Genomic DNA, 23,457 nt, shown 5'->3' on the forward strand with positions numbered 1-23,457 from the left:
TTTTTACTGATGGTGATCACAATAAATATGCATAGCTTTATTTAGAAAATCTGCATACCCTTGCTTCTTCTTATTCATATTTTTTGTAAAGCGCGGATCGTTAATATACATATCTGCTAAACCTCGAAAAATTTCTATATTGCATTCATAAAAGTGGTCGGTAATATGCTGGCGCTTCGCTTCGATCCATTTTTGCACCTCTGCATCAGCAGGAGAGCGATCCATCAGGTTAACCAACTGACCATCAATTTCTTCACTCTCCTCATGAATCTTCTTCCAATCCTCTTCCGTATAGGATGAAGTTCTTCTAGCCGATTCTTGATAAGCATCTGTATCGCCCCAACGCTGTTCAGCTTCAATAGCGTATTTCTTTTGGTGTTCTTTAATGTTCTTCATATCAAATGGTTCAAAACGATCTTTATGAGCCATTTCTTTTCCTCCTTCAAATGTTCGAATGGACTGATCAATTGACTGAATGATCTTATCTAACCTCTCTTTTTTCTCTAGCAAAATGGTTTTATGCTGCTTAAGAGCTTGTTTTTCATCAAATGCTGGATCCTGCAATATTTCCTTTATTCTCTGAAGCGAAAAATCCAGCTCTTTAAAGAAAAGGATCTGCTGCAGCCGAATAAAATCATTGTCACTATAATAGCGATACCCATTGTCTGCTTTCTTTGGTGAGAGCAGTCCAATTTGGTCATAATGGTGAAGTGTGCGCACACTTATACCAGCCAGATCAGCTACTTCTTTTACTTTATACACGGTGATCACCTCACTGTTAAATATAGTCTATGACGTAACGTTAGAGTCAATGATATTTCCCGGGGAATATTGTCGTTTTTTAAGAGATTTTTAAACATAGAGAGGTATTCTTAATATTTTGCAGAATACCTTTTGTAACACAACTTTTAAATGAGGTCATAATTATGAACATGTATTGCCAAAGCGCCTTTCACCAATTAGAAATCGTTATTGCTTCACTCTCAGAAATTCTCGGACAATTAAAAGATGAAGATTTATCCTTCCGCCCCTCAGACGGAAAATATTCCGTTGGAGAACTATTAGAACATTTAGCTATGATTCCTGCGGCCGACGCCAGAATTGCTGAAGGTGCAACGGAAGAGGAAATGAAACTGCTTTATGACTCGGTATCTCTCCAAACAAAGGAAGAAATTTCACATGCTCTTTTTGAGCATTTTGCCCAGCTTAAGTTTCAGTATGAACATTATACAGAGGATCACTTATTTACAGAGATCACTTCTTGGTGGGATGTAACGTATACTCGTTTTGAATGGCTGCTTGAAATTGTAGCTCATATGTATCACCACAGAGGGCAGCTCCACGCGATCCTTGTCCATACTTTTAAGCTTGATCCTGAGATTATGTTGTTTGAGTAACTCCATAGTTGAACGTAAGAAAACACGGTGAGATTCACCGTGTTTTCTTTTCACTTAATCCCCGCCTCCAGCCTCCCAGCATCATGATTTCGTGATCAAAAGGTAAAAGAAAAGGTCTCCTGCCTAAAGCAGGAGACCTTTGTCCTAATATTTTTTCTTTTTACCTAAGGATGTTTGAATATCGTCCTTGTACGCGTAAGAGAATAATAACGAGACAAGTATGCCTCCGCCAATCAAGTTCCCAATACTCGCTGGAATTAAATTAAAAAGGATGTACTCGTACCATGAGTATTTATCAGAAGCTAATACACCCATACTAAAGTAACCCATATTAGCTGCGCTGTGCTGGAAGTTACCAGCTACAAATAAGATAACAGGCAAGGTCGTTCCTAAGATTTTCCCTGTAATGTCTCGGGCAGCTGTAGTAAGAAATGCAGCCATACCGATTAACCAGTTGGCTAATATACCTGATACTACAACTTCAAACCATCCTTTTACTCCATGGTCCATGAACTTCATTTTTTTATCGAGATAGGAGGAGAGTTCGGTATAAAACTCAGCGTTCAGTGAACTTGAAACCTCTATAAGAACAGCCACCATAACGGCACCTAAAATATTGCCTATATAAGTGGACGCCCAAAACTTATAAATATTGACTTTCATAAGGTTGGCTTTATTAAATAAATACGATGGAAGCAGCACGTTAATTTCCGTAAATAAAACGGCGCCTGATATAAATACCATCGCATAACCAGCTGCGAAACCTAGTCCCGACAATAAATAAAAGATGCCTTGCGTCTCGACACCTTCAGCAAGCAGGATGGAAAAAATCGCACCAAATGTCATAAAAGAGCCGGCAGTCAAAGCCAATAAAAACTGGCTGCCAAATGGCTGCCTTAAGTGATCTCTTCCTTTTTCCCCAAATTCATCTACAATCTGCGAGGGGATATAAAATTGGCGCCCTGGCCGATCAATCTCAGAAGAATTTTGATTCGTCTCTCGATTCTCGTTGTCTTCACGCTCTTCTTCTTTCTCTTTCTCGCTCATTTCCATCCCTCCTGTGGAGTTCCTATTCCCTGCATCAATCACAAGTAATCTAAAATCACCTGCTCACGCATATTTCTCTTAAAACAGGTAAAATTACATAGTAAATCGAACTCATTCAGGAGGGGACTCATGGGAAGCCGAGACCAAGTATGTTTAGCGTGTGATGGACGTGGATTGTTAATGGACGATGAAGAATGGCAATACACGTGTAAAATATGCAATGGGGATGGATTCATGCCTCAACACACAAATGTAGCCAACCGCCAGCTAGCAGACACAGATGAAATGAATCGTATTTTAGACTAAAAAAGCGTGAGCTCCTATTTTGAGCTCACGCTTTTTTAGTTGTTTAATAAGTTTCCGTAGGTTCGTCATTCACTATAGGTGATTTAGGTTTACGAACAAGAGCTGTAATACCTGCAACCAGGTAGGCAATCCCGCCAAATAACCCTAATCCAAAGGTACCAAATGTCAATAACACAGCTGCAACAATTAAAATAATCCCTGCCGCCTTTGGTTTTTTATTTCCTTTTAAGAATATAATACATAGTATGCCAAGCGCCACGGCGATCACTGCAGCAACGACTACCGTCCAAGCCCCAGTGGACATGGCATTCATAAGCTGGTCCACAGAAATCTGGTCAGGATCTACATTGGGGTCCTGACTTAAAATACTTTCCAATTCAGCGCGAGCTTGAGGGTTATCCCCCATGTTTGCAAACAAAGCCCCAATTGCTAAAGCTACCCCAAAAAAAACGGCTCCAATGACTGTAAAAACAATTTCCACGGTTCTTTTCAAATGCTTCACTTCCTTTCAATTTAAGCGTTCGTCACATCTCTTTTTGTAAAAAAGACCCATGCCAATCCAAGAAAAATAATTAAGTAGGCAATCAAAACAGTGATTGAAAACCCTAGAGTTAAACCAGAAATCATCGGGGTTCCGGTGAAAAACTGATTTAAATCTGTATTTGCAAATAAGATATACTTTGCCCACTCTTGATTTGCAAAAAAGCCAACTATGGTATTCCCGGACATCATGAGAAAAATAGCTACCCCAATGGCTAATGCACTATTTCTAAATACAGTCGAAATCATAAAGGCAAATGTGGCCATCATTACTAAATTAACAGAACTTAACAAGTACTGTGAAGCTGTATGCTGAAAAATAGGCGCCTCTTGAACTTCACCATCCTTCATAAACAAGTAAGGTTCATTTATACTGGCAAAGCCAAATAAAAGCGAACCCGTAATGAAGGATAACACATAGAGAAATAAGAGCATCGTTATGGCATAGACAAGAACCGAAACATATTTCGCAGCTAATATTTTCGTACGAGATATAGGACGGATCAATAATAATTTAATTGTACCCCATTTGAACTCGTTTGCAATAATACTTGCTGCAACAATAATCGTTAATAAACTTATGAGTGATATATTGCTTCGATTTTCTTGGACAAAATTCCATGCATCATAGTCATCTGGTGGAATTTCATGATCTAGACGGTATTGGTTCATAGCTATGGTCTCTTCATTCATACCGGAAAATCCAGGTTCTTTATCGATTTCTTGTTGAAGCTGTTCATTTTCTGCTTGTAACTGTTCTTCCCAATTTTCACTGGGCTCGCCGGAGTCCTCCATTAACATTCCATCTACTTTAAAAAACACACCGATGCCTACCACTAAAACAGCTAAGATGATCAACATGACCCAAGTAGCGGTTTGGGAATACATTTTCATTTGCTCATTTTTAATAAGCTGAATAAAGTTATTCAATAGCTCCCTCTCCAATCAAATTTAAGAATTTATCCTCTAAAGTAGATCGAGAGACTGTCACGCCGTAAATGTTAATATTGTGCTCTACTAACTTCTGGACAATTGACGGCAGTTCTTCACGTTTTGCTGTAAATATAAGTTGTCCCCCTTGAGTCGTTACCTTTCCATTCACAGCTTCTTTTAGCACGCCTTGCGCTTCGTTAATAGGTTCAGCTTCAAGGAAAACTTCTTTTTTATCCGTCTCTTCAAGGGCATCGTTCACGGATTGCATCGAAATCAGTTCGCCATTTTTAATAATGCCAATTCGATCACACATGAGTTCCATCTCAGATAAAATATGACTCGAAACGATGACAGCCACTCCTTCTTCAGAAGCCAGCCGTCTTATGTAAGCACGAATTTCACGAATGCCCGAAGGGTCTAACCCGTTTGTGGGTTCATCTAAAATGAGGATGGACGGTTTATGTAAAAGGGCTTGTGCGATCCCCAGCCTTTGCCTCATTCCTAAAGAATACTTCGACACTTTTTCGTTTATCCTATTTTCTAAGCCAACTAATTGAACGACCTCATCGATCCGTTCCTTTGTGATACCAGGAACCATACGAGCATAGTGGACCAAGTTTTTACGGCCGCTCATGAAAGGATACATTTCTGGATTTTCAACAATGGCTCCTACGTGCTGAATCGCTTCTTTAAAATTCTTTTTAACACTATGGCCTTGTATGTATACATCACCTTCACTCATTCGCATCAGCCCTGCCATCATACGGATCGTCGTCGTTTTACCCGCCCCATTAGGTCCGAGAAAGCCGAATACTTCTCCGCTTTGAATCGAAAAATTAAGTCCCTTAATAATCGGCTTGCCTTTAATCGTTTTCTTTAGATTCTTTAACTCCATGATCGATTCCGACATCACCTAATAACCTCCCTCTCGCAATCACTACCTATTCTACGAATGAAAACCTCAAGCGTTTCAAACAAGGACACTATTTTTACAATACATACCAGTTCCACCTCTCATAATGGATTAAGCTCGTTTTATTTGATAAAATTTAAGCAAAGTGAAAAAGGGAGGGACTATGAATGAAAATCGTGTCTATTGAACCGACGCCGAGTCCTCACTCAATGAAAGTGAACGTGAACGAAGAACTTCCTTTTGGGGAAAGTTTAAATTATAAACAAGGGGATTCACTTGAAGATGCTCCTGCCTATGTTTCCGCGCTTTTTGAGATTAATGGGGTGAAAGGTCTTTATCGCGTAGCTGATTTCATCGCTTTAGAACGCAGCGCAAAAACCCCTTGGGAGGATATCCTGCCAGAGGTGCGCAGCATATTTGGATCAGAACAGCCTGTAGAACACACACCTTCAAACTCAAAGCCTGATGATTCTTTTGGTGAAGTAAAAGTGTTCGTGCAAATGTTCCGCGGGATCCCGATGCAAGTGAAACTAGAAGAAAATGATGAAGAAAAAAGGGTCGGACTTCCTGATCGATTTATGGCAGCTTCCATGAAGGCTGCCCCAGCATCTCCGAATATGATTATGGAACGTAAATGGATAGAACAAAACCCTCGCTACGGAGCGCCCGATGAAATAGGCGAACAAGTGAAGGAAGAGTTATCAGCCAGTTACGACGATCAACGGTTAGAAGCTCTTGTTAAACAAGCGTTTGACCAAGATACACCAGAGCCCGTGGAGTCAAGCGCTCCAAAGGTTTCATTAGAAACGTTAGATGATCCAGATTGGAAGGTGCGATATGCTGCTCTCGACCGTATGGATCCAACCATCGAAGATTTACCGGTGTTAGAAAAAGCACTAAGCGATGATAAAGCTTCTATCCGCCGACTAGCCACCGCTTATCTGGGTATGATTGAAGAACCCGAAGTTTTACCATACTTGTATAAAGCGTTGGAAGACAAAACGGTGACTGTACGCCGAACAGCAGGTGATTGTTTATCTGATTTAGGGTTTAAAGAAGCGATGCCGCACGTCATTGAAACGCTACAAGACTCTAACCGTCTCGTTCGCTGGAGAGCCGCCATGTTTCTTTATGAGCTGGGTGATGAAACGGCTTTACCTGCCTTGAAAAAAGCAAGCGACGACCCCGAGTTCGAAGTGCGCTTGCAAATTAACATGGCCATTGAACGAATTGAAGGCGGCGAAGAAGCTAAAGGTTCCGTTTGGCATCAGATGACCCAAGCTACGAAACAAAAATAATGAGGAGGTTGTATCAATGAATCCATATGAAGCTTATATGAAAGAAATTTCCCAGCCGATGCGTGATGAACTAACAAACGCTGGTTTTACCGAACTTACAACACCAGAAGAAGTAGACGAATTTATCGGCGGTACTGAAGGTACGGCTTTAGTCGTTATTAATTCTGTATGTGGATGTGCTGCAGGGTTGGCGCGTCCCTCTGCACGTGAATCTCTTGCTGCTGAGAAAAAACCAGATCAACTTGTTACCGTTTTTGCCGGTCAGGATCGCGAGGCGACAAGCCGCATGAGAGATTACTTTGAAGGATATGAACCTTCTTCTCCTTCCATGGCACTGCTTAAAAATGGACAAGTGGTCCATTTTATCCCTCGCGAAGAAATCGAGGATCATGACGTTGAAGAAATCGTAGAGAATTTGACTAACGCTTACAAGCAGCACTGTTAATAAGTTAAAAGAGGCCGGGACATAAATAAAACAATTGTGTCAAAAACGAACGATAAAAAATTGAACCGTATAAACGCAGATCATTAGCGTAGTCAAAATGCGAAGATTCCTGGGACAGCGCGAGTCGAAGATCCCGCAGGAAAGCGCTCTTTGCTTTCTGAGGAAGCTGAGACCGAGCCCACGGAAAGCGAAGTATTTTGACGGAGCGATGGTGAAAATCCTTTCTTGAATTTAAATAATCCGAACTGATTTCAATAGAATCGTTCGGATTATTTTATATTTTATTCAGTTTTGTCCCAATCTCTTTTTTTCTGTGCAAATTACCTGAAGGATATGCACTAATTTTTTACGGATTTCCGTTCCACAAGTTCAGTTGATAAACTGTAGTGCCGCTCTGCTTTTTCCCCAGCCAACAGCTGAAAAATGAGATGAACAGAGAGGGCACCTGCTTCATATTTAGGCTGGCGAATTGTCGTCAGCGGAGGTGCCACATACTCTGATAGTTGAATATCATCAAATCCAACCACTGAAATATCTTCAGGAATACGAATGTTACGCTCAGAAAAAGCTTGAAGTCCACCAATAGCCATCTCATCATTCGCATAAAAAACAGCATCCGGCAAGTTTTGCTGGGCGATTAACATCTTCGTGGCCCTGTACCCGCTCTCACGCGTGAAATCTCCCGAAATTTTCAAACGAGATTGGTAGCTGACTCCATGATCTAACATCGCAGACTTGTACCCATGGAAACGTTTCTCATTATCATGAGAGTTGTAAGGACCACTCACATAGGCAATATTACGATGACCTTTATTAATTAAATGCTCAGTGGCCACATAGCCACCTTGTATATTGTCCACTTGCACCTCTAACACGAATTCACTATCGATTTCCCGATCGAGTACGACAATAGGAAAATCCTTTCGTGCGGACTTTTTAATGAGATCATCACTAATATTATGAGCCAGAATAATAGCACCATCTACACGCTTTTCTTTTAAGAACTTCGTTGCTGTTGAGAGTTCGCCGCCAATTGAACTACAGGCAATTAAGTCATAACCATTCGCTGACGTGACTTCCTGGACACCTTTAATTAACTCAGAATAGTAAGGCCCAGATAAATCACTTAATATCAGTGCGATCGTATTCGTTTTTGTTCGTTTTAAATCCGAGGCAAATCCGTTCTTTTGATAATTGAGCTCGATCGCAGCCTTTTGAACTTTTTCAACTGTAGCTGGGCTGACTTTCTGAATTCCATTCAAAGCATAGGAAGCCGTAGATACGGCAACACCAGCCCGCTTTGCTACATCTTTAATCGTTGCCATCCTCAAAATCTCCCGTCTATTCGAATAAGAATGTAAGTCTTTATAACCACAACGCTCTCTACTTATAGAATATCGTTTGTCCAGTTATAATTCCAACGACTCACATTCACAAGAATTCTAAAACTTGTTTAATTTGCTGATCCCAGTATTCCCATTCGTGTCCTCCAGTACCCTCTTCAAATACTATGTTTAAACCTGATTGCTTTCCATATTGATAAAACTCTCGATTCGCTTGATAGTTATGATCTTCCGTTCCGCAAGCCTGGTATAGTTTCGGAAGACTTACACCTTCTTCAGTTAACTGATCAATTAAAGAATAAAGATCATCTTTCGTTCCTTGAATAGGCCGGTTTCCAAATATATAGGCAAAATCTTTAGGAAAAGAATCGATCCGGCTTATGATATCCAGAGACCCGGACAAACTGGCAGCTGCACTAAAACGCTCAGGATAGGTCAACGCGACTTTAAAAGCGCCATATCCTCCCATTGATAGACCCGCTACGTATTGATCTTCCCTTTCTTGCGATAGAGGAAAAAAAGACCGGGCCACCTTAGGCACCTCTTCACTTATATACGAAAAGTAATCAGGGCCGTGCTCCATATTTGTATAAAAGCTGCGATTTGCAGCCGGCATAACGATGGCAAGTTCCCGCCCTTCTACATATCGTTCAAGCGAAGTGTTGCGCAGCCATTTACTATCATCATCAGATAACCCATGAAGCAAATATAAAGTGGGAAATCCTTTTTGTGGGACCGTAGTATGTTCTGGTAAAATCACTTTCATAGAAACATCTAAATCTAAAATTTGTGAATGGAATCGACAATCTATTCTAGCGATCACTTCCGCCTCCTTTATATGACCTAACGGAAAGTAGATGGGTAGATTTCTACCTTAAAATAGCTTTCAGACTTCCCATGAGCTTACTTAATTCCAGACATCGTAAATCCTTCCACAATATATTTCTGAAAAAATGAAAAGATTATAATAATCGGAACGACCATAAAGGCTGCACCCGCCATTTGAAGAGCAAAGTTATTAGCATACTGACCTTGAAGCAAGGATAAACCTACCGACAAAGTGTAAAGCCCTTCGTCGTTCGCGATGATAAGCGGCCACAAGAAACTATTCCACGCTGCGATAAAAGTTAAAATCCCCTGCACCGCAAATATTGGCTTAGCGACAGGCATGATCAATCGGAAAAAGATATAAAATTCTCCAGCTCCATCGAGGCGTGCCGCTTCAATCAAGTCGGTTGGAATGGTGGTCATAAACTGGCGGAATAAAAAGATACTAAAAGCAACCGCAAGTCCAGGCAATACAATACCTGCCATCGTATTCGTGAGACCCATTTCATTTAGCAGTAAGTAAACCGGAATCATTGTGACTTGTCCAGGGATCATCATGGTAGCAAGGACAAAGTAAAAAACCTTCTCTTTTCCACGGAAATCAAACTTTGCGAACCCATACCCTGCCATTGCATTAAACAGGAGACCGACAAATGAAAACACCACAATGATTAACGTATTTCTTAAGTACACGGCAAAGTTTAAGCTCTCAAATAAGTTCACGTAGTTTTCAAGAGTGAAGTTTTCCGGAATAATAGTCGGTGGAATGTTTAACACTTCACTCTCAGGTTTAAATGAGCTCGAAATCATCCATAAAAACGGAATCGAGACGATGATTCCTCCTATAATGAGGAGTATTGTAACTAAAGTCTTTTCAAACCTACTTTTTTTTGTAACAGTTGCCATACTTCATCAACTCCGTTACTTCTTTAAATTTCTTATCCATTTAGTATTGAGTCTCAGATTTCTTAAACTTAAATTGGATCAGCGTCATGATAATAATTAATATGAATAACACAAATGAACCTGCCGCTGCATATCCAAATTGACTGTACTGGAAACCTTCTTTATAGATAAATAGAGCAATGGAAATCGTTCCATCAAGAGGGCCTCCATCCGTCATGACAAATGGTTCTTCGAAGAATTGCATCCAGCCAATTAAAGTAGTTACGGTAACGAAAAACGTAGCGTAACTTAACAGAGGCAGTGTGACTTTAAAGAGCACTTGAAAACGGTTGGCCCCGTCAATTTCAGCAGCTTCATAGTAAGCACGCGGAATTCCTTGCAAGGCAGCAAGAAAGATAATCATGTTGATTCCAATCCCTTTCCAAACGGCTAAAATAATTAATGAGATTTTAGCAATCGTCCGCTCCTCAAGCCAAGGAATGTTGTCCACATTAATGATAGATAAGAGATAATTAAATAACCCGTATTCCGTGTTATAAAGATAGCCCCAAATAACAGCAACGGCGATAATATTAGTAATGGATGGCATATAGTAGACAGAACGAAACACTCTAAATAGCATATTACTTCCATAGTTCAGTAATAAGGCAATGGTGAGTGAAGAAATAATAACTAAAGGAACACCGATTACTACGTAGAAAGCTGTATTAATTAAAGAGGTAGTAAAGGTTTCGTCGCTTACTAATTCTCTATAATTTTCTATTCCAATAAAATTAATGTTCGACCAATCCGCTAGTCCTTTCAGGTCTAAATCTGTAAAACTTATAAAAAAGGCGATAAGAATAGGGATGATACTGAACACGGTTAATAAAATGACTGCGGGCGCTATAAAAAAATAAGGATGCCGTTCTCTATACGCCTGTTTGAATATTTTCGACATGTTATCCCACCTTACGAAATCTGCGCTCATTTAAAAAATAAAGATGAATACGGGGGACCGTTCATGAATACGAACCATACCCATAACCTGATCCTCTCCATATCCATCTCTCGTTCTGAGCGTTCGTGAATAGACTTGTTCTTATGTCTTATTCAGCTAATAACCCCTCAGCTTTTTCATTAAAGTTTGCCATTTCTTCTTCCACATCTGCACCACCAACATTAATTCTTTCAATACTGTCTAATAACTCTTGAGTTAACTGATCCCACTCTTCAATTTGCGGACCTGGCTGAGCATCTTCCAGCTGACGGCCGAACGTAGCGTACATTGGATCATCCTGCAATAGTGGATCCTCCCATGCTTCGGTACGGGATGGTAAAGTGTTAGACATCTCTAACCACTCCAACTGTGTTTCTGTCTCATTAATGTAAGACAGGAACTCTAAAGATTCATCTACCTTTTCGGTGTTATGGAAGATTGAGAAGTTAGCTCCCCCAATACTGGATGTACCTTTTTCTTGTTCAGGCATTACAGCCGTTCCCCACTGCCCTTCAATATCAGGAGCTTGATCATTTAACACACTAATCATCCATGGACCGCTGAAGAACATCGGCTTGGTTCCTTTTTCAAAAGCTTTGGTGATATCTTCACCTTCTGAAGTTTGACTGATTCCTTCATCAAAGAAACTGTGATAGTATTCAATCGCTCCTACAAATTCCTCGCCGTCAAAGTTAAAATCGCCGTTTTCTGCTTCTTCCTCACTTACTTCATAACCATTCTGCCAGGCAAAAATAAATGGAGTGATTTGATCATTCTGGTCAATATCTAACCCATAATCGTCTTCACTACGGTCAGCCAGCTGGCTTGAAGCATCTTTTAACTCATCCCAAGTAGCAGGGGCCTCATCGTAGCCAACTTCTTCGAGAAGATCCTCACGGTAGTAAAGAACACGGCTTTCTACGTACCATGGGATACCAATTTGTTGACCGTCGTATTGCATCGTTTCTCTTGCACCTTCAAAATAGTTATCAGGTTCAAACTCAGGATAGTCATCCGTGTGCTCTGATAGATCCAACATCGCTCCCGCTTCAGCAAACTCAGGCACCCATGTGGTTCCTAATTGGAATACATCTGGTCCATCTTGTGAAGCTACAGCCGTTAGGAGTTTATCGTGAGCACTTTCCCAAGGGATGGCTTGTACCTCTACTTTAATGTCATCTTCGTTTTCTTCTTCAAACTTCTCAGCTAACTCTTTTAGCTGCTTACCTTCTTCTCCCATCGCCCATACGGAAATGGTTTTATCATCATCTCCAGAAGCGTCATCGCTCCCACCACAAGCACCAAGGAACATAGACATTGTCATAACAGAAGCCAATGCAATTTTCTTCGTTTTTTTCATTACACCTTACCCCTTTTCAATTATATTTACAAAGTTAATTGAAACGTTTCGATAACTTGATTGTAATCAATTCTGTATCCGCTTTCAATACTTTTTTCTAAATTTTTTTACATTTTATCGATTTTTTATCGATTTAGTAATGAATTTTATTCTATTCACAATAAAAAACCCTATAGTAAAAAGGTTTTTGTCTCTATTTTCACAATGTAACCACGTTCTTTGGCACAGTAAAATTATGTTTGACTCACCAGAGGAAAGCACTTATACTCCAACTATATCAAATTCGAAACGTTTCACTATTCATGATGCAGGAGGTCTCTATATGAACCAAAACCAATTAACATCTCTACTCGAACAAATGACAACTGAAGAGAAAGTGGGTCAGCTTATTCAATTAGCTACTCCTTTCTTAAAAGGTGCGTCTGATGGCGGGCAAATTACCGGACCCATGGTAGGCATGGGCATTACAGAAGAAGTTGTGCAAAATACAGGTTCCGTGCTTGGTGCTTCAGGTGCTAAAGAAATTAAAAACATTCAAGAAACACATTTAAAAGATAACCGATTAGGTATTCCCCTTCTCTTTATGTCTGATATCGTGCATGGCTATAAAACGATTTTTCCTGTTCCATTAGCAGTTGGATGCTCTTGGGATTTAGATTTAGCAGAAAGAAGTGCAGAAATTGCCGCGATTGAAGCTGCCGTCTCGGGTATACATGTTACATTTGCTCCTATGGTGGATTTGGTACGCGATCCTCGTTGGGGAAGAGTGATGGAGTCCACAGGAGAGGATCCCTACTTAAACAGTGAGTTTGCCCGTGCTTTTGTTCGTGGATTCCAGGGTGACTTTGAAAATGACAACCAGCGAGTAGCTTCGTGTGTTAAACACTTCGCAGCTTATGGGGCTGCTGAGGGGGGACGTGATTACAACACAGTAGATATGTCCGAGTGGCAGCTTCGCGAAAACTACTTACCTGCTTATAAAGCAGCTTTAGATGAAGGCTGTGAAATGGTGATGACGGCCTTTAACATTCTGAATGGTGTTCCTTCGACTGGAAATAAAACGTTAATGCGTGATTTACTGAGAAAAGAATGGGATTTTGACGGAGTGTTAATCTCAGATTGGGGTGCCGTTAAAGAGCTAATCCCTCACGGGGTCGCTGAAGGAGAAAAAGAAGCAGCACGCAAAGCTTTAGAAGCCGGCGTAGATATTGAAATGATGACGGAGTGCTATGTAAATCACGTTCAACAACTCATTGAGGAAGGATCCCTTGATGAATCTCTTGTAGATGAAGCAGTTTTAAGAATTTTAAAGTTAAAACAAAAGCTAGGGTTATTTGAAAATCCTTTTCGAGGAGCCGACGAACAATTAGAAAATGAACTAATTTTAAGTAAGGAACACCGTGAGTCTGCTAGAGAATTAGCTGCCAAGTCCGCTGTATTATTAAAAAATGAACAAGTATTACCTCTCGATCCTTCCCAGAAAATCGCTTTAATTGGGCCTTTTGCAGACAATCACGACATTCTCGGACCGTGGTCGTGGCTTGGATCGAAGGATGATACAATTACACTGGATAAGGGTATCCAATCGTATGCTAGTGAAGTGAAAATTGCAGAAGGTTCTGGTGTTGAAACAAGTTCAAATATACAGCTTGATCTAGCTTTAAAGGCTGCCGAAGAATCCGATGTCATTGTTCTAGCCTTAGGTGAAAGTTCTGATATGAGTGGTGAAGCTGGATGCCGAGCAGATATCCGTTTACCACAAGTTCAGCTAGAGCTCATTCAAGAGTTGAAAGAACTCAATAAACCAATCGTAACCGTGCTATTTAACGGGCGCCCTCTTGATCTTCACGGAGTCATTCACGAAACGGACGCTCTTCTAGAAGCTTGGTACCCTGGTACAGAGGGCGGCCAAGCAGTGGCCGATTTATTGTATGGTACAAGCAACCCATCCGGACGATTAGCGATGTCATTTCCGCACTCGGTCGGCCAAGTACCTGTTTACTATAATCATTACAATACAGGACGGCCGAAGAATGCACCTGATGCCCAAGAAAGGTTTGTCTCCCAATATTTAGATAGTCCGAACGGGCCTCTTTTCCCGTTTGGATACGGACTAAGCTATACAACCTTTACTTATGATGAAGTAACAATTTCCAGCCAAGAATTAAAAGAAGGAGAAACATTAACGATTACGACACGAATTACTAATTCTGGCGAAAAAGCAGGGGAAGAAGTTGTACAGCTTTATGTGAGAGATACAACAGGAGAAGTGGTTCGTCCAATGAAAGAGTTAAAGAATTTTGAACGGATCTCTCTTCAGCCTGGCGAAGAAAAAGAAGTAACTTTTGACCTAAAAGAAGAAGACCTGCGTTACTACCATTCCAATTTAGAATACAAGAGTGATCGTGGGCAATTCGAAGTTTTCGTCGGGCCTCACAGCAAGCAGAAATCTAGTGTTTCATTTCAATTAATTAAATAACCACTGAAACCCGTTCTCTTTTTTCTAGGAGAGACGGGTTTTATTTAATCTATTCATCCTTGAATGGAACTACTACTTTATTACTGGTTTTTGAAATATTCTGATTTTTTCTTTTAAAATGTTTACGCTTACATTTATTTTATGTATACTTCTAATCGAAACGTTTCACTAAACCAAAAGGAGTGTTACTTTGAAAAAAACTTTGTATATCTTAGCCGTTTTGACTTTTTTGATAACCACAGCATTGCCTTCTACCTCCGGAGCGATCCCCGGTGAAAAAGGAAAAGAAGCAGCTCTCTCCAAGCAGTTAGAATCGATTTCGAAGCAAACCTATCGGTATTTTGAAGATTTCACAGATGAAGATACTGGCTTAACTTATGATGCTGTACGAACAGATAAGGAGGAATTAGATCCTCAAAAGCACACCTCCCCTACTAACATCGGAATGTACTTTATGAGTACAATTGCAGCTGAAGAATCAGGTACTCTCTCTGAAGATGAGGCCATTTCTAAAATTCAAACCACTTTAGATACCTTAGAAGAAATGGAAACATGGAACGGCCTATACTATAACTGGTACTATACAGATGACGGCTCACTTATGACCGATTGGGGACAGTTTATTTCCACGGTAGATAACGGCTGGTTATCCGCAGGTCTTATGGTTGCAGGCCAAGCATATCCAGAGCTTAACGAGCAAACGAGTGAACTTGTCGAGGCCATGGATTACTCTACCCTATACGACCCTGAAGTCGGACAAATGCATGGTGGATATGACGTGGCAATCGAAAGCTTGACCGACCACCACTACGGCGCGCTCTACACGGAGCCGCGTGTCGCTAGCTACTTGTCAATTGGTAAAGGCGATGTACCTAAAACTCACTGGTGGGAAATGGAGCGCACGATGCCAGCTGAGTGGGATTGGCAATCACAAACTCCAGAAGGTTACACGGAAACATATGATGGCATCGAAGTATTTGAAGGACACTACACGTACAACGATCAAAAGTATGTACCAAGCTGGGGCGGCAGTATGTTTGAAGCTCTTATGCCACAGCTCGTTATGAAAGAAAAGGAACTCGGTCAAGATGCTCTTGGTTTAAATAACCAGCGTCATGTTGATATTCAGATCGAATATGCGGAAGAACAAGGATATGAAGCATGGGGAATGTCTCCGGCCGCTACACCTGATGATTACAAAGAATTTGGAGCTGCTCCACTAGGACATGAAGGCTATGAAGATGACGGCACTGTCACACCTCATGCGACATTTTTAGCACTTGAATATGCACCCATGGAAGCCTTTGAAAACATTCAAACGTTGAAGAGCTTTGACACTTACGGAAAATACGGATTTAAAGATTCTGTAAACGTTGAAACGGGTGAAGTTACTGAAGCCTATCTTGCTTTAGACCAGGGAATGTCTATTGTTGCAATTGCTAATTACCTTCACGATGGAGTCATTAGAGATTATTTCCACCAGGATGAAATTGGAGAAAATCCAGAAGATCTATTAGAGCGTGAAGAGTTTTCCATTAAATAAAAATCAAGGTTGGGACAAAACGATATTAATTCAAGAAAGACCTGAACCATTCATTCGAATTGGATCAGGTCTTTCTGTATTTATCAGTTACCGCTTCGTCAACATACTTCGCTTTCCGCTTTTTCTCTCACTATCCCACCCCTATGATAATAAATAGTTATCACTTTTGATATGAAACCACTACTCCCCTTATCAAGGGTACCATCGTATAATAAAAGTAACCTTTGAAAACGAAAGAGGCGATCCTATGTCTGATTCCATTAAACGTCAGGTTCAACAGACATTTTCGAAAAGTAAAGAAGCTTATGTAACAAGTAAGACTCACAACAATCAAAGTGACTTAGAAGCCATAACAGCATGGCTTAACCCTCAACCCAGCTGGACTGTACTCGATATCGCTACGGGAGGAGGGCATGTGGCTAAAGAGCTGTGTACGAATGTTAACCTCGTATTTGCAACAGACCTGACGAAAGATATGCTGGCCAACACCGCCCATCACCTTAAACCTTTTACTAATATTCATTACGTGGTAGCCGATGCCGAAGAATTGCCTTTTATTGAAGAAACTTTTGATGCTGTCACGTGTCGTATTGCTCCTCATCATTTTCCGAATCCTTCTCAATTTATAAAAGAAGCAGAACGCGTATTGAAAAAAGGCGGTCTATTTCTAATGATTGATAATATCGCTGCTGAGGATGATGAGCTCGATCACTTTTACAACACGTTCGAAAAAATGCGCGACCCCAGCCATCATAGAGCTTTGAAAATCTCGGAGTGGAAAGAAATCCTTCGAGCAAATCACTTTTCTATACAAAAAGAAACTGCTCGTAAGAAGACTCTTCCTTTTACTGATTGGGCTCAGCGCACATTAGAAGATGATGAGGTTCAAAAAGTAGAAGACTACTTCTTAAACAGTGAGCCTAAATTACAATCTTATTTTAATATAATCAGACAAGAGGAGCACATCGTTTCATTCTCTATTGACGAATGGATGGTTCTCTACCAGAAATAGCATATCCATATAAATCTTAGTTATAGGTTCAGGCTGTCGAAAAAGCTTAGACGGATATAATAGAATATGGCTCCTTCATATTTTTTGGTGAAAAGGAACAGGAAAAATCGCCGCTTTCCGCGGGGCAAGATGGAAAATTTCCTCGGTCTGCGACCTCCGGGGCTTCTCCTGTCTGCTCCCCCCCGCAGGAGTCGGCGCTTTTCCTTTCCTTTGATCAAAGTGGGGTTTTGGAACCATCCTAAAGTCAATGCCCTGTTGCAAACTCTGTTTTCATAAAGCTGAAAATGGGCTTGGGCCAAAACGATAACTGTCTTCTGAAAAGACGTAATTAACGATCATTCAAAAATTAACACCATGCAGCGTAGTTAACATACGAAGACTCCTGCGGGAACAGCACGAGTCCGAAGACCCCACAGGAAAGCGGTCTTTGCTTTCCGAGGAGGCTGAGGCCATGCCCGCTTAAAAGCGAAGTATGTTGACGAAGCGGAAAGACCCCACGTCGTGTAGGGTCATGGAAAGGGATTCGTTTCCTTCCTTATGCAAGAAATGTTTACAATGTAACGAAAAATAGAGAACTAAGGTTTCTCTACAAGCTGCCCCTATAACTCTTCAGTTATAGGTTTTTTATGTTTATTTTTATCCTTTAACGGACAGGCTGAAGCTAGATTAATTTGTAGAACTGTCGCGGATAAAAAGTATGAGGTGACGTTATGGATATTGTAGTAATGGCTCGAGTGTTGTTTGGTTCTTCGATGGGCTTTCATATTATATACGCAACGATCGGTGTTGGCCTTCCCATCATGATCATTCTTGCAGAAGTCATGTACTGGATTAAAAAGGACGAACATTACGCGTTAATGGCGAAACGCTGGACGAAGGGGTTTGCCATATTACTAGCCGTTTCCATCGCTTCGGGAACGATTGTAGCTGTACTTCTGTCGCTGCTTTTCCCGAACTTTATGGAAATTGTCGGTCAGGTTATTTCTCTTCCCTTTCAGTTAGAGATTTTTGCTTTTCTGATTGAAGCGGTTTTCATGTCGATCTACTTATATGCTGCTGATCGTTTACCTCAAGGGTTGCGTGTATTAAGTATTACGTTAGTGGCTATGGGAGCAACAGCCTCAGCCATCCTTATTACGGATGTCCACGCCTGGATGAATACACCGGCTGGGTTTGATATATCGGAAGATGGGACGATTACGAATGTTAATGTTTGGAATGCTTTCTTTAATCCGAGCTTCGGAGTCACCGCCATTCACGTGACTCTCTCAGCTTATATGACTGTCGCCTTTCTTATTGCGTCAATCGCAGCAATTCGCTTAATGAAGCGTCACTTGTCTAGCGAGGAGAGAAGTTATCATAAAAAAGCGTTGATGATTGCTTTGTATTTTGGTGCGGCTATGTCTCTTGCTACCGCAATTAATGGACATGAAACAGCTCAAATGCTCCATGAAGAAAATCCAAGAAAACTTGCAGCTGCTGAAGGTTTATTTGAAACGACACGCTATGCTGGCTTATCCATTGGGGGATACACCTCTTTAGAGGATCAAGAAGTCAAATATGCCATAGAGATTCCCAACGCTCTCAGTTTTTTAGCGGGGGACCGTTTCGATACAGAAGTCATCGGATTAAATGAATATCCTGAAGAGCTTTGGCCTCCCCTTTACGTGCACATCTTATTTAATATCATGGTAGGGATTGGAACGTTATTAATTGTTCTATCACTTGCTGCACTTTTCTGGAAGCACGTATTAAAAAGAGAATTTCCAGGATGGATGCTTGCCCTTCTAGTTGTAAGCGGTCCGTTAGCGGTCATTGCGATTGAAGCTGGGTGGTGCTTCAGTTGTATCGGTCGTCAGCCTTGGACCATAACTGATGTCCTGCCAACGGCAGAAGCAGCTACAGGATCAAGCAGTGTCGGAATTCTGCTTATTTCGTTTCTGACGTTGTATGTCGTGTTGTTGTTTGTTACTGGCTTTGTGATGCGATACTACTTCAAACGAAACCCTATGGAGCAAGAGTTAACAGCTGGAAATGGGTAATATCGATATCCGCATTTTTTAGAAATATCAGCGTTAGCTCATCCGTGAATATAAGGTTTTATCGATGAAAAATCACATATATTAGCGAAACTACTTTTTTTAGAAAGGAGTGAGTTCTAGTGGAACCTTCAATTTTAGCGGTTACGATCTTATGGACTCTTCTATTTATCTACGCAATGCTCGGCTCACTAGATTTCGGCGCCGGTTTCTGGGGTATGATTTATGGAAAAAATGATCAGACAAGTGCTTCTCAAATCGCCAACCGTTTTCTTTCGCCTACTTGGGAAGTGACGAACGTATTTTTCGTTATTTTTGTCGTAGCGCTCGTTAGCTTTTTCCCATTTGCTACTACGATGCTCGGAAGTTTATTGTTACTTCCTGTTGGTATGGGACTTCTTTTATTAACCATTCGAACGACTTTTATGGTTTTCGCAAATCATGCAAATAAATATAGAGACCTGCTCATTATCACTTCCGGACTTACCGGGCTGATTATTCCTGCCTTACTTGTTAGTATGCTTCCGATTACTCTCGGAGGCTTTGTCGAGATCGTGGACGACTATCCTCAACTGCTTTATGGAGAGTTACTTACTCACCCAACGTTATATATGCACATTGCCTTCGGACTGACCACTGAATTGTTCATATCTGCTGTTTTCCTTATGGATTATTCAAAAGAGGCTGAGGATTGGTCAGCTTATCAAACATACCGAAAGCATGCTTTATGGTTAGGTCCCGTCTCAATTATTATCGCGATCCTGACCATTGAAACCATGCCGGCTGATGCTGCCTGGTTTGTTGATAGTGTTAAAGGAAATCCCATCTGGTTTGGACTGTCGTTACTCTTCTTCCTTCTCGGCTATGCTTTCCTATTTATAAAAGGGAAGAACGGGAGAAAAGGACTGGCACGCTTAGCCGTATTGTCCATTATCATTCAGTACGGCATCGCGATTTACGCTTATGGCTCAGCCCACCTTCCTTATTTAATTTATCCAGATTTAACCGTAGGAGGCAGCTTTACAAATCCCACCGTATTTTATAAACTGCTCATCGTTTATGCCGGAGGGTTTGCAATTCTTATTCCTGCCTTTATCTTGTTCTGGAGATTATTTCTTAAGGATCAGCGCTACTTAAAACAGCCATAACCAAGGACCTTATCCAACAGGTCCTTATTTTCATTTTATCAAGGTCATTGTCCTATTGGCTCGGTATGCTTAAGGAAGGTTTATTGTTCCTTCTTTAAAGGGTACATAATTTGAAACCTCCATCCATATGGAATACTGATCGAACGAAACGTTTAGCGTCCAATCGTTTAATTTAAACTGAAGGAGCCTGTGATATGCCAGAACTCAGTACGCAATACTTAAATGAAGCAATTGAGGATAGTAAACCTTTCGCTTCACAAGGGAGTGTCAATGCGGCCATCCCGACTTTTGACGACACAATGAAGGACCTTTTAGGCGTAACGATTATTACGAAAGACTTCGAAATCTATTCTGCTGGTGACTACAAGCAAAACGTCCCCATGCAGAGCACATCAAAAATTATTGGACTTATGCTCGCGTTGCAGGATTTCGGAAAAGATCGCGTCTTCCAAACGGTAGGCATGGAGCCGATGGGTGATTTCTTCAACTCCATTTCTTCCCTTGAATCTCCTGATACAAATAAACCTTTTAATCCAATGATTAATGCCGGCGCCATTTCCGTCGCTTCTCTTATTAAAGGCCAGAGTGTTGATAAACGATTTGAACGCTACCTTACCTTCTTAAAAGATATTACTGAAAACGATGACCTTGAAATGGATGAATCCGTCTATCAATCGGAAATAGCCAATGGGGCACGGAACCGCTCACTCGCTTATTTCATGCAAAGCACAGGAACGTTAGTAACGGATGTAGAAGAAGCTCTCGACCTTTACTTTCGAATGAATTCTATTATGATGTGCTGTAATGATTTTGCTAGAGTTGGTCTTTTTCTTGCTAGAGGCGGAATTGATCCTGATGGCAATAAGTTAATTCCTGATCATCATTTACGTACAGTAAAAGCCATAATGCTCACTTCTGGCATGTACAATGCATCCGGTCATTTTGCTGTTGAGGTAGGCTTTCCATGTAAAAGCGGAGTATCAGGAAGCGTCATAGGTTCTGTTCCTGGAAAAATGGGAATTGGAGTAGTTGGTCCGGCCATCGATAGTAAAGGGAATAGTACAGCCGGAGGAGCTCTCATTAAAAAGCTCTCGAAAGACTTAGAATTAAACATGTTTGGCATTGAAAACACTGCAGGGGAGTAAATCTATGGCTTTTGATTATTCGATTGACTTTGATAACACCGATTTTCGAGCACATCCGGAAAAGTATCGTGCGGGTCGTGGAGAGCAAGGTGTTTTAATGGTGGAACCGTACAAAAGTGAAATTCTGCCGCATTGGCGGTTTAAAACACCAGACATCGCAAAAAATTCATCTCATAAAATTTATCAAATGTTTCTTGATTATAAAGAGCAGGATGACTTTGTTGGTATGGATATGTCGAGGAAATTTCTGCAAATGGGTTATACAAGGGCACGAAGGTATGCCAATTATAAAGGCGGCAAAAAATATAATAAAGATGGAGAAGTCAATGAACGACAGATCGATAAAGAAAAAGCTGAGTCTGCTGCTATATTCGAAGGGAAGTGGATAAAAGCACGTGAAGACGAGGATTATTTAAAGTTAAAAAAAGAACATCAAAAAAAGTATGGATAGTAAAAATCTATCTATGTAAGCTCAGCTTGTAGTGAAAAGTTCCCTGGTGAAATTAAACAATGGGCCAGCTTTTTCTCAATTCAAGGCCGCTATCGGTCACGGCACAGGCATAATGTGAAGATCCTCCTTGAGTTTATGATCGTGTTTAATCAGCTGCATCATAACGGAGGATCTTTTTTTGTGCAAACACCCATTCCTTTTTCACAGGAATGGCTCCTGCGGAACAGGCTGACAGGGAAGCCCCCGCAGGTCACATACCGAGGAGACTTTACCTTCATACTCCGGGGAAAGCAACTCTTTTTCGACCCCTTTTCTAAAAACAAAATGACGGATACTAGTACCCATGTATTTCTGGGCACTAGGAATGCTTGTAAATCACTGTGCTATAGACTTGAGATTTTGCTTTAGGATCAATCGCCTGCTTAGCACTGTTTACCGCTGTCATCGCTTCTGAAAATCCTGAAGCAATCAACATCGTCTTATGAGGATAGATCGCAGCATCTCCCGCTGCAAAAATTCCATCAATATTCGTGCTCATATCTTCCCCTACGGGTATGCGGCCTTTCTCAGTCGTTATCCCCCACTTCTCGTATTTACCCTTCTCGATTTTCAACCCTTGGTACACCAGCAGGTCGTTTACCTCCAGCCGCTTTCCTGAATCTAAGACTAGCTCCGACAATTTATTATCCGATCCTTTCATTTCAACTGCGTTCGTTTCTCTATAAACATTTACAGTCGAAGCTTCTAATTTATCGATATCATGTTCATATACGGCTTTAAATTCAGTTCCATGGTTAATTAAGTAGACTTCTGCAGCCACCCCTTCGAGGGCTAAGGCCCAGTCCACTCCTACTCGGCTATCTGATAAAACAGCTGCTTTTTTGCCTTCATACTGCTTGATTTTTTGAATGGTGCAATGAATGTTACTTTGGTACAAATTGCTTCCTGGAAGTTGTATTGGCTCCATATCAAATGTTCCCAAGCCAGAAGCTATAATGATGGTCTTCGAATAGTGTCGCCCTCCACACCCAGAAGTTAATAAAAAACTTCCATCATCTAATTTTTCGATCGAGGAGATTTTTTCTCTCGTAACAATAGTTGGTTCGACACTAAGAGCTTGCTTTTCTACATTCGAAACCAATTCTTCCCCACTAACCCCCGGAAAGCCGCCTACGTCATAAATCTTTTTCTCTGGATAAAAGAAGGAAACTTTTCCTCCCAGACCAGGTTGATATTCAATTACTTTCGTCTTCATATCACGCATACCAGCATAAAAAGCGGTATATAACCCTGTGGTTCCGCCCCCTATAATCGTGAGGTCAAATTGTTCATCATTCATTGTTTC

The 23,457-nt window shown here is 41.0% G+C and carries 22 protein-coding genes; 11 read left to right on the forward strand and 11 right to left on the reverse strand.

The annotated features are described in order from the left end of the window. Window positions 1–3: 3 nt before the first annotated feature. Complete coding sequence (locus IEV27_RS18375) at window positions 4–762, reverse strand: MerR family transcriptional regulator (RefSeq protein WP_188378980.1); 759 nt, start codon at window positions 760–762, stop codon at window positions 4–6. A 164-nt stretch (window positions 763–926) separates the two neighbouring features. On the opposite strand from IEV27_RS18375, the gene IEV27_RS18380 reads away from it, so the two are divergent. Next, on the forward strand, window positions 927–1,397 hold the full coding sequence (locus IEV27_RS18380) for a DinB family protein (RefSeq protein ID WP_188378981.1): 471 nt from the start codon (window positions 927–929) through the stop codon (window positions 1,395–1,397). A 144-nt stretch (window positions 1,398–1,541) separates the two neighbouring features. Here the strand turns inward: IEV27_RS18380 and IEV27_RS18385 are convergent, their stop codons facing one another. Then, window positions 1,542–2,444: a formate/nitrite transporter family protein gene (locus IEV27_RS18385; protein ID WP_188378982.1), complete on the reverse strand. Its 903-nt coding sequence runs from the start codon at window positions 2,442–2,444 to the stop codon at window positions 1,542–1,544. A gap of 129 nt (window positions 2,445–2,573) precedes the next feature. Here IEV27_RS18385 and IEV27_RS18390 point away from each other — a divergent pair, with 129 nt between their 5' ends. Next, window positions 2,574–2,750, forward strand: coding sequence for a hypothetical protein (locus tag IEV27_RS18390; RefSeq protein WP_188378983.1), 177 nt, complete (start codon window positions 2,574–2,576; stop codon window positions 2,748–2,750). A 43-nt stretch (window positions 2,751–2,793) separates the two neighbouring features. Here IEV27_RS18390 and IEV27_RS18395 read toward each other — a convergent pair whose 3' ends face one another. From IEV27_RS18395 to IEV27_RS18405, 3 genes are read right to left on the reverse strand one after another with little or no spacing between them, the layout of a single operon-like run. Further along, window positions 2,794–3,243, reverse strand: coding sequence for a DUF4064 domain-containing protein (locus IEV27_RS18395; protein WP_188378984.1), 450 nt, complete (start codon window positions 3,241–3,243; stop codon window positions 2,794–2,796). 20 nt (window positions 3,244–3,263) lie between these two features. Further along, entirely contained in the window at window positions 3,264–4,220 is a 957-nt protein-coding gene (locus IEV27_RS18400; protein ID WP_188378985.1) for an ABC transporter permease, read from the reverse strand. Beyond that, window positions 4,213–5,133: an ABC transporter ATP-binding protein gene (locus IEV27_RS18405; RefSeq protein ID WP_188378986.1), complete on the reverse strand. Its 921-nt coding sequence runs from the start codon at window positions 5,131–5,133 to the stop codon at window positions 4,213–4,215. Before IEV27_RS18405 ends, IEV27_RS18400 begins: the two co-directional genes overlap by 8 nt. Window positions 5,134–5,303: 170 nt before the next feature. Here IEV27_RS18405 and IEV27_RS18410 point away from each other — a divergent pair, with 170 nt between their 5' ends. Next, on the forward strand, window positions 5,304–6,434 hold the full coding sequence (locus IEV27_RS18410) for a conserved virulence factor C family protein (protein WP_188378987.1): 1,131 nt from the start codon (window positions 5,304–5,306) through the stop codon (window positions 6,432–6,434). A 16-nt stretch (window positions 6,435–6,450) separates the two neighbouring features. After that, the gene (locus tag IEV27_RS18415) at window positions 6,451–6,879 is read left to right on the forward strand and encodes a BrxA/BrxB family bacilliredoxin (protein ID WP_188378988.1); all 429 of its coding nucleotides are present in this window, start codon (window positions 6,451–6,453) and stop codon (window positions 6,877–6,879) included. A gap of 338 nt (window positions 6,880–7,217) precedes the next feature. Here the strand turns inward: IEV27_RS18415 and IEV27_RS18420 are convergent, their stop codons facing one another. The 5 genes from IEV27_RS18420 to IEV27_RS18440 all read right to left on the reverse strand — a co-directional run bounded on the left by IEV27_RS18420 (window position 7,218) and on the right by IEV27_RS18440 (window position 12,295). Further along, window positions 7,218–8,204, reverse strand: a complete 987-nt coding sequence (locus IEV27_RS18420; RefSeq protein ID WP_188378989.1) for a LacI family DNA-binding transcriptional regulator — start codon at window positions 8,202–8,204, stop codon at window positions 7,218–7,220. 106 nt (window positions 8,205–8,310) lie between these two features. Further along, a complete protein-coding gene (locus IEV27_RS18425; protein WP_188379070.1) occupies window positions 8,311–9,042 on the reverse strand; it encodes an alpha/beta hydrolase in 732 nt (243 codons plus the stop codon). A gap of 83 nt (window positions 9,043–9,125) precedes the next feature. Next, on the reverse strand, window positions 9,126–9,956 hold the full coding sequence (locus tag IEV27_RS18430; protein ID WP_188378990.1) for a carbohydrate ABC transporter permease: 831 nt from the start codon (window positions 9,954–9,956) through the stop codon (window positions 9,126–9,128). A gap of 40 nt (window positions 9,957–9,996) precedes the next feature. Further along, on the reverse strand, window positions 9,997–10,896 hold the full coding sequence (locus IEV27_RS18435) for a carbohydrate ABC transporter permease (RefSeq protein WP_188378991.1): 900 nt from the start codon (window positions 10,894–10,896) through the stop codon (window positions 9,997–9,999). Between the two features lie 148 nt (window positions 10,897–11,044). Further along, window positions 11,045–12,295 (reverse strand): sugar ABC transporter substrate-binding protein, encoded by a 1,251-nt coding sequence (locus IEV27_RS18440; RefSeq protein WP_188378992.1) that lies wholly within the window; start codon window positions 12,293–12,295, stop codon window positions 11,045–11,047. Between the two features lie 322 nt (window positions 12,296–12,617). Between IEV27_RS18440 and bglX the strand changes: the two genes are divergently transcribed. The 7 genes from bglX to IEV27_RS18475 all read left to right on the forward strand — a co-directional run bounded on the left by bglX (window position 12,618) and on the right by IEV27_RS18475 (window position 22,112). Then, window positions 12,618–14,774 (forward strand): beta-glucosidase BglX, encoded by a 2,157-nt coding sequence (gene bglX, locus IEV27_RS18445; protein ID WP_188378993.1) that lies wholly within the window; start codon window positions 12,618–12,620, stop codon window positions 14,772–14,774. Between the two features lie 190 nt (window positions 14,775–14,964). Further along, window positions 14,965–16,317, forward strand: coding sequence for a glucoamylase family protein (locus IEV27_RS18450; protein WP_188378994.1), 1,353 nt, complete (start codon window positions 14,965–14,967; stop codon window positions 16,315–16,317). 247 nt (window positions 16,318–16,564) lie between these two features. Continuing rightward, on the forward strand, window positions 16,565–17,329 hold the full coding sequence (locus IEV27_RS18455) for a class I SAM-dependent methyltransferase (protein ID WP_188378995.1): 765 nt from the start codon (window positions 16,565–16,567) through the stop codon (window positions 17,327–17,329). Window positions 17,330–18,039: 710 nt separating this feature from the next. Continuing rightward, window positions 18,040–19,371, forward strand: a complete 1,332-nt coding sequence (locus IEV27_RS18460) for a cytochrome ubiquinol oxidase subunit I (protein ID WP_188378996.1) — start codon at window positions 18,040–18,042, stop codon at window positions 19,369–19,371. Between the two features lie 119 nt (window positions 19,372–19,490). Further along, window positions 19,491–20,516 carry a cytochrome d ubiquinol oxidase subunit II gene (locus IEV27_RS18465; RefSeq protein WP_188378997.1) on the forward strand — a complete coding sequence of 342 codons (1,026 nt, stop codon included), beginning with the start codon at window positions 19,491–19,493 and terminating at the stop codon, window positions 20,514–20,516. Between the two features lie 194 nt (window positions 20,517–20,710). Then, on the forward strand, window positions 20,711–21,661 hold the full coding sequence (gene glsA, locus IEV27_RS18470; RefSeq protein ID WP_188378998.1) for a glutaminase A: 951 nt from the start codon (window positions 20,711–20,713) through the stop codon (window positions 21,659–21,661). Between the two features lie 4 nt (window positions 21,662–21,665). Continuing rightward, a complete protein-coding gene (locus IEV27_RS18475; protein WP_188378999.1) occupies window positions 21,666–22,112 on the forward strand; it encodes a DUF4385 domain-containing protein in 447 nt (148 codons plus the stop codon). Window positions 22,113–22,470: 358 nt separating this feature from the next. Here the strand turns inward: IEV27_RS18475 and IEV27_RS18480 are convergent, their stop codons facing one another. Next, on the reverse strand, window positions 22,471–23,451 hold the full coding sequence (locus IEV27_RS18480; RefSeq protein ID WP_188379000.1) for an NAD(P)/FAD-dependent oxidoreductase: 981 nt from the start codon (window positions 23,449–23,451) through the stop codon (window positions 22,471–22,473). Between the last annotated feature and the right edge of the window lie 6 nt (window positions 23,452–23,457).

The sequence above is a fragment of the Halobacillus andaensis genome, assembly GCF_014636475.1.
Lineage (GTDB): Bacteria > Bacillota > Bacilli > Bacillales > Halobacillaceae > Halobacillus_A > Halobacillus_A andaensis.

Bases quoted from the DNA above. Each gene is read 5' to 3' on its own strand.
- IEV27_RS18415 (WP_188378988.1), top strand. From the start codon at position 6,451: ATGAATCCATATGAAGCTTATATGAAAGAAATTTCCCAGCCGATGCGT.
- IEV27_RS18475 (WP_188378999.1), top strand. From the start codon at position 21,666: ATGGCTTTTGATTATTCGATTGACTTTGATAACACCGATTTTCGAGCA.
- glsA (WP_188378998.1), top strand. From the start codon at position 20,711: ATGCCAGAACTCAGTACGCAATACTTAAATGAAGCAATTGAGGATAGT.
- IEV27_RS18420 (WP_188378989.1), bottom strand. From the start codon at position 8,204: ATGGCAACGATTAAAGATGTAGCAAAGCGGGCTGGTGTTGCCGTATCT.
- IEV27_RS18410 (WP_188378987.1), top strand. From the start codon at position 5,304: ATGAAAATCGTGTCTATTGAACCGACGCCGAGTCCTCACTCAATGAAA.
- IEV27_RS18455 (WP_188378995.1), top strand. From the start codon at position 16,565: ATGTCTGATTCCATTAAACGTCAGGTTCAACAGACATTTTCGAAAAGT.
- IEV27_RS18480 (WP_188379000.1), bottom strand. From the start codon at position 23,451: ATGAATGATGAACAATTTGACCTCACGATTATAGGGGGCGGAACCACA.
- IEV27_RS18440 (WP_188378992.1), bottom strand. From the start codon at position 12,295: ATGAAAAAAACGAAGAAAATTGCATTGGCTTCTGTTATGACAATGTCT.
- IEV27_RS18385 (WP_188378982.1), bottom strand. From the start codon at position 2,444: ATGAGCGAGAAAGAGAAAGAAGAAGAGCGTGAAGACAACGAGAATCGA.
- IEV27_RS18405 (WP_188378986.1), bottom strand. From the start codon at position 5,133: ATGTCGGAATCGATCATGGAGTTAAAGAATCTAAAGAAAACGATTAAA.
- IEV27_RS18390 (WP_188378983.1), top strand. From the start codon at position 2,574: ATGGGAAGCCGAGACCAAGTATGTTTAGCGTGTGATGGACGTGGATTG.
- IEV27_RS18380 (WP_188378981.1), top strand. From the start codon at position 927: ATGAACATGTATTGCCAAAGCGCCTTTCACCAATTAGAAATCGTTATT.
- IEV27_RS18460 (WP_188378996.1), top strand. From the start codon at position 18,040: ATGGATATTGTAGTAATGGCTCGAGTGTTGTTTGGTTCTTCGATGGGC.
- IEV27_RS18430 (WP_188378990.1), bottom strand. From the start codon at position 9,956: ATGGCAACTGTTACAAAAAAAAGTAGGTTTGAAAAGACTTTAGTTACA.
- bglX (WP_188378993.1), top strand. From the start codon at position 12,618: ATGAACCAAAACCAATTAACATCTCTACTCGAACAAATGACAACTGAA.
- IEV27_RS18435 (WP_188378991.1), bottom strand. From the start codon at position 10,896: ATGTCGAAAATATTCAAACAGGCGTATAGAGAACGGCATCCTTATTTT.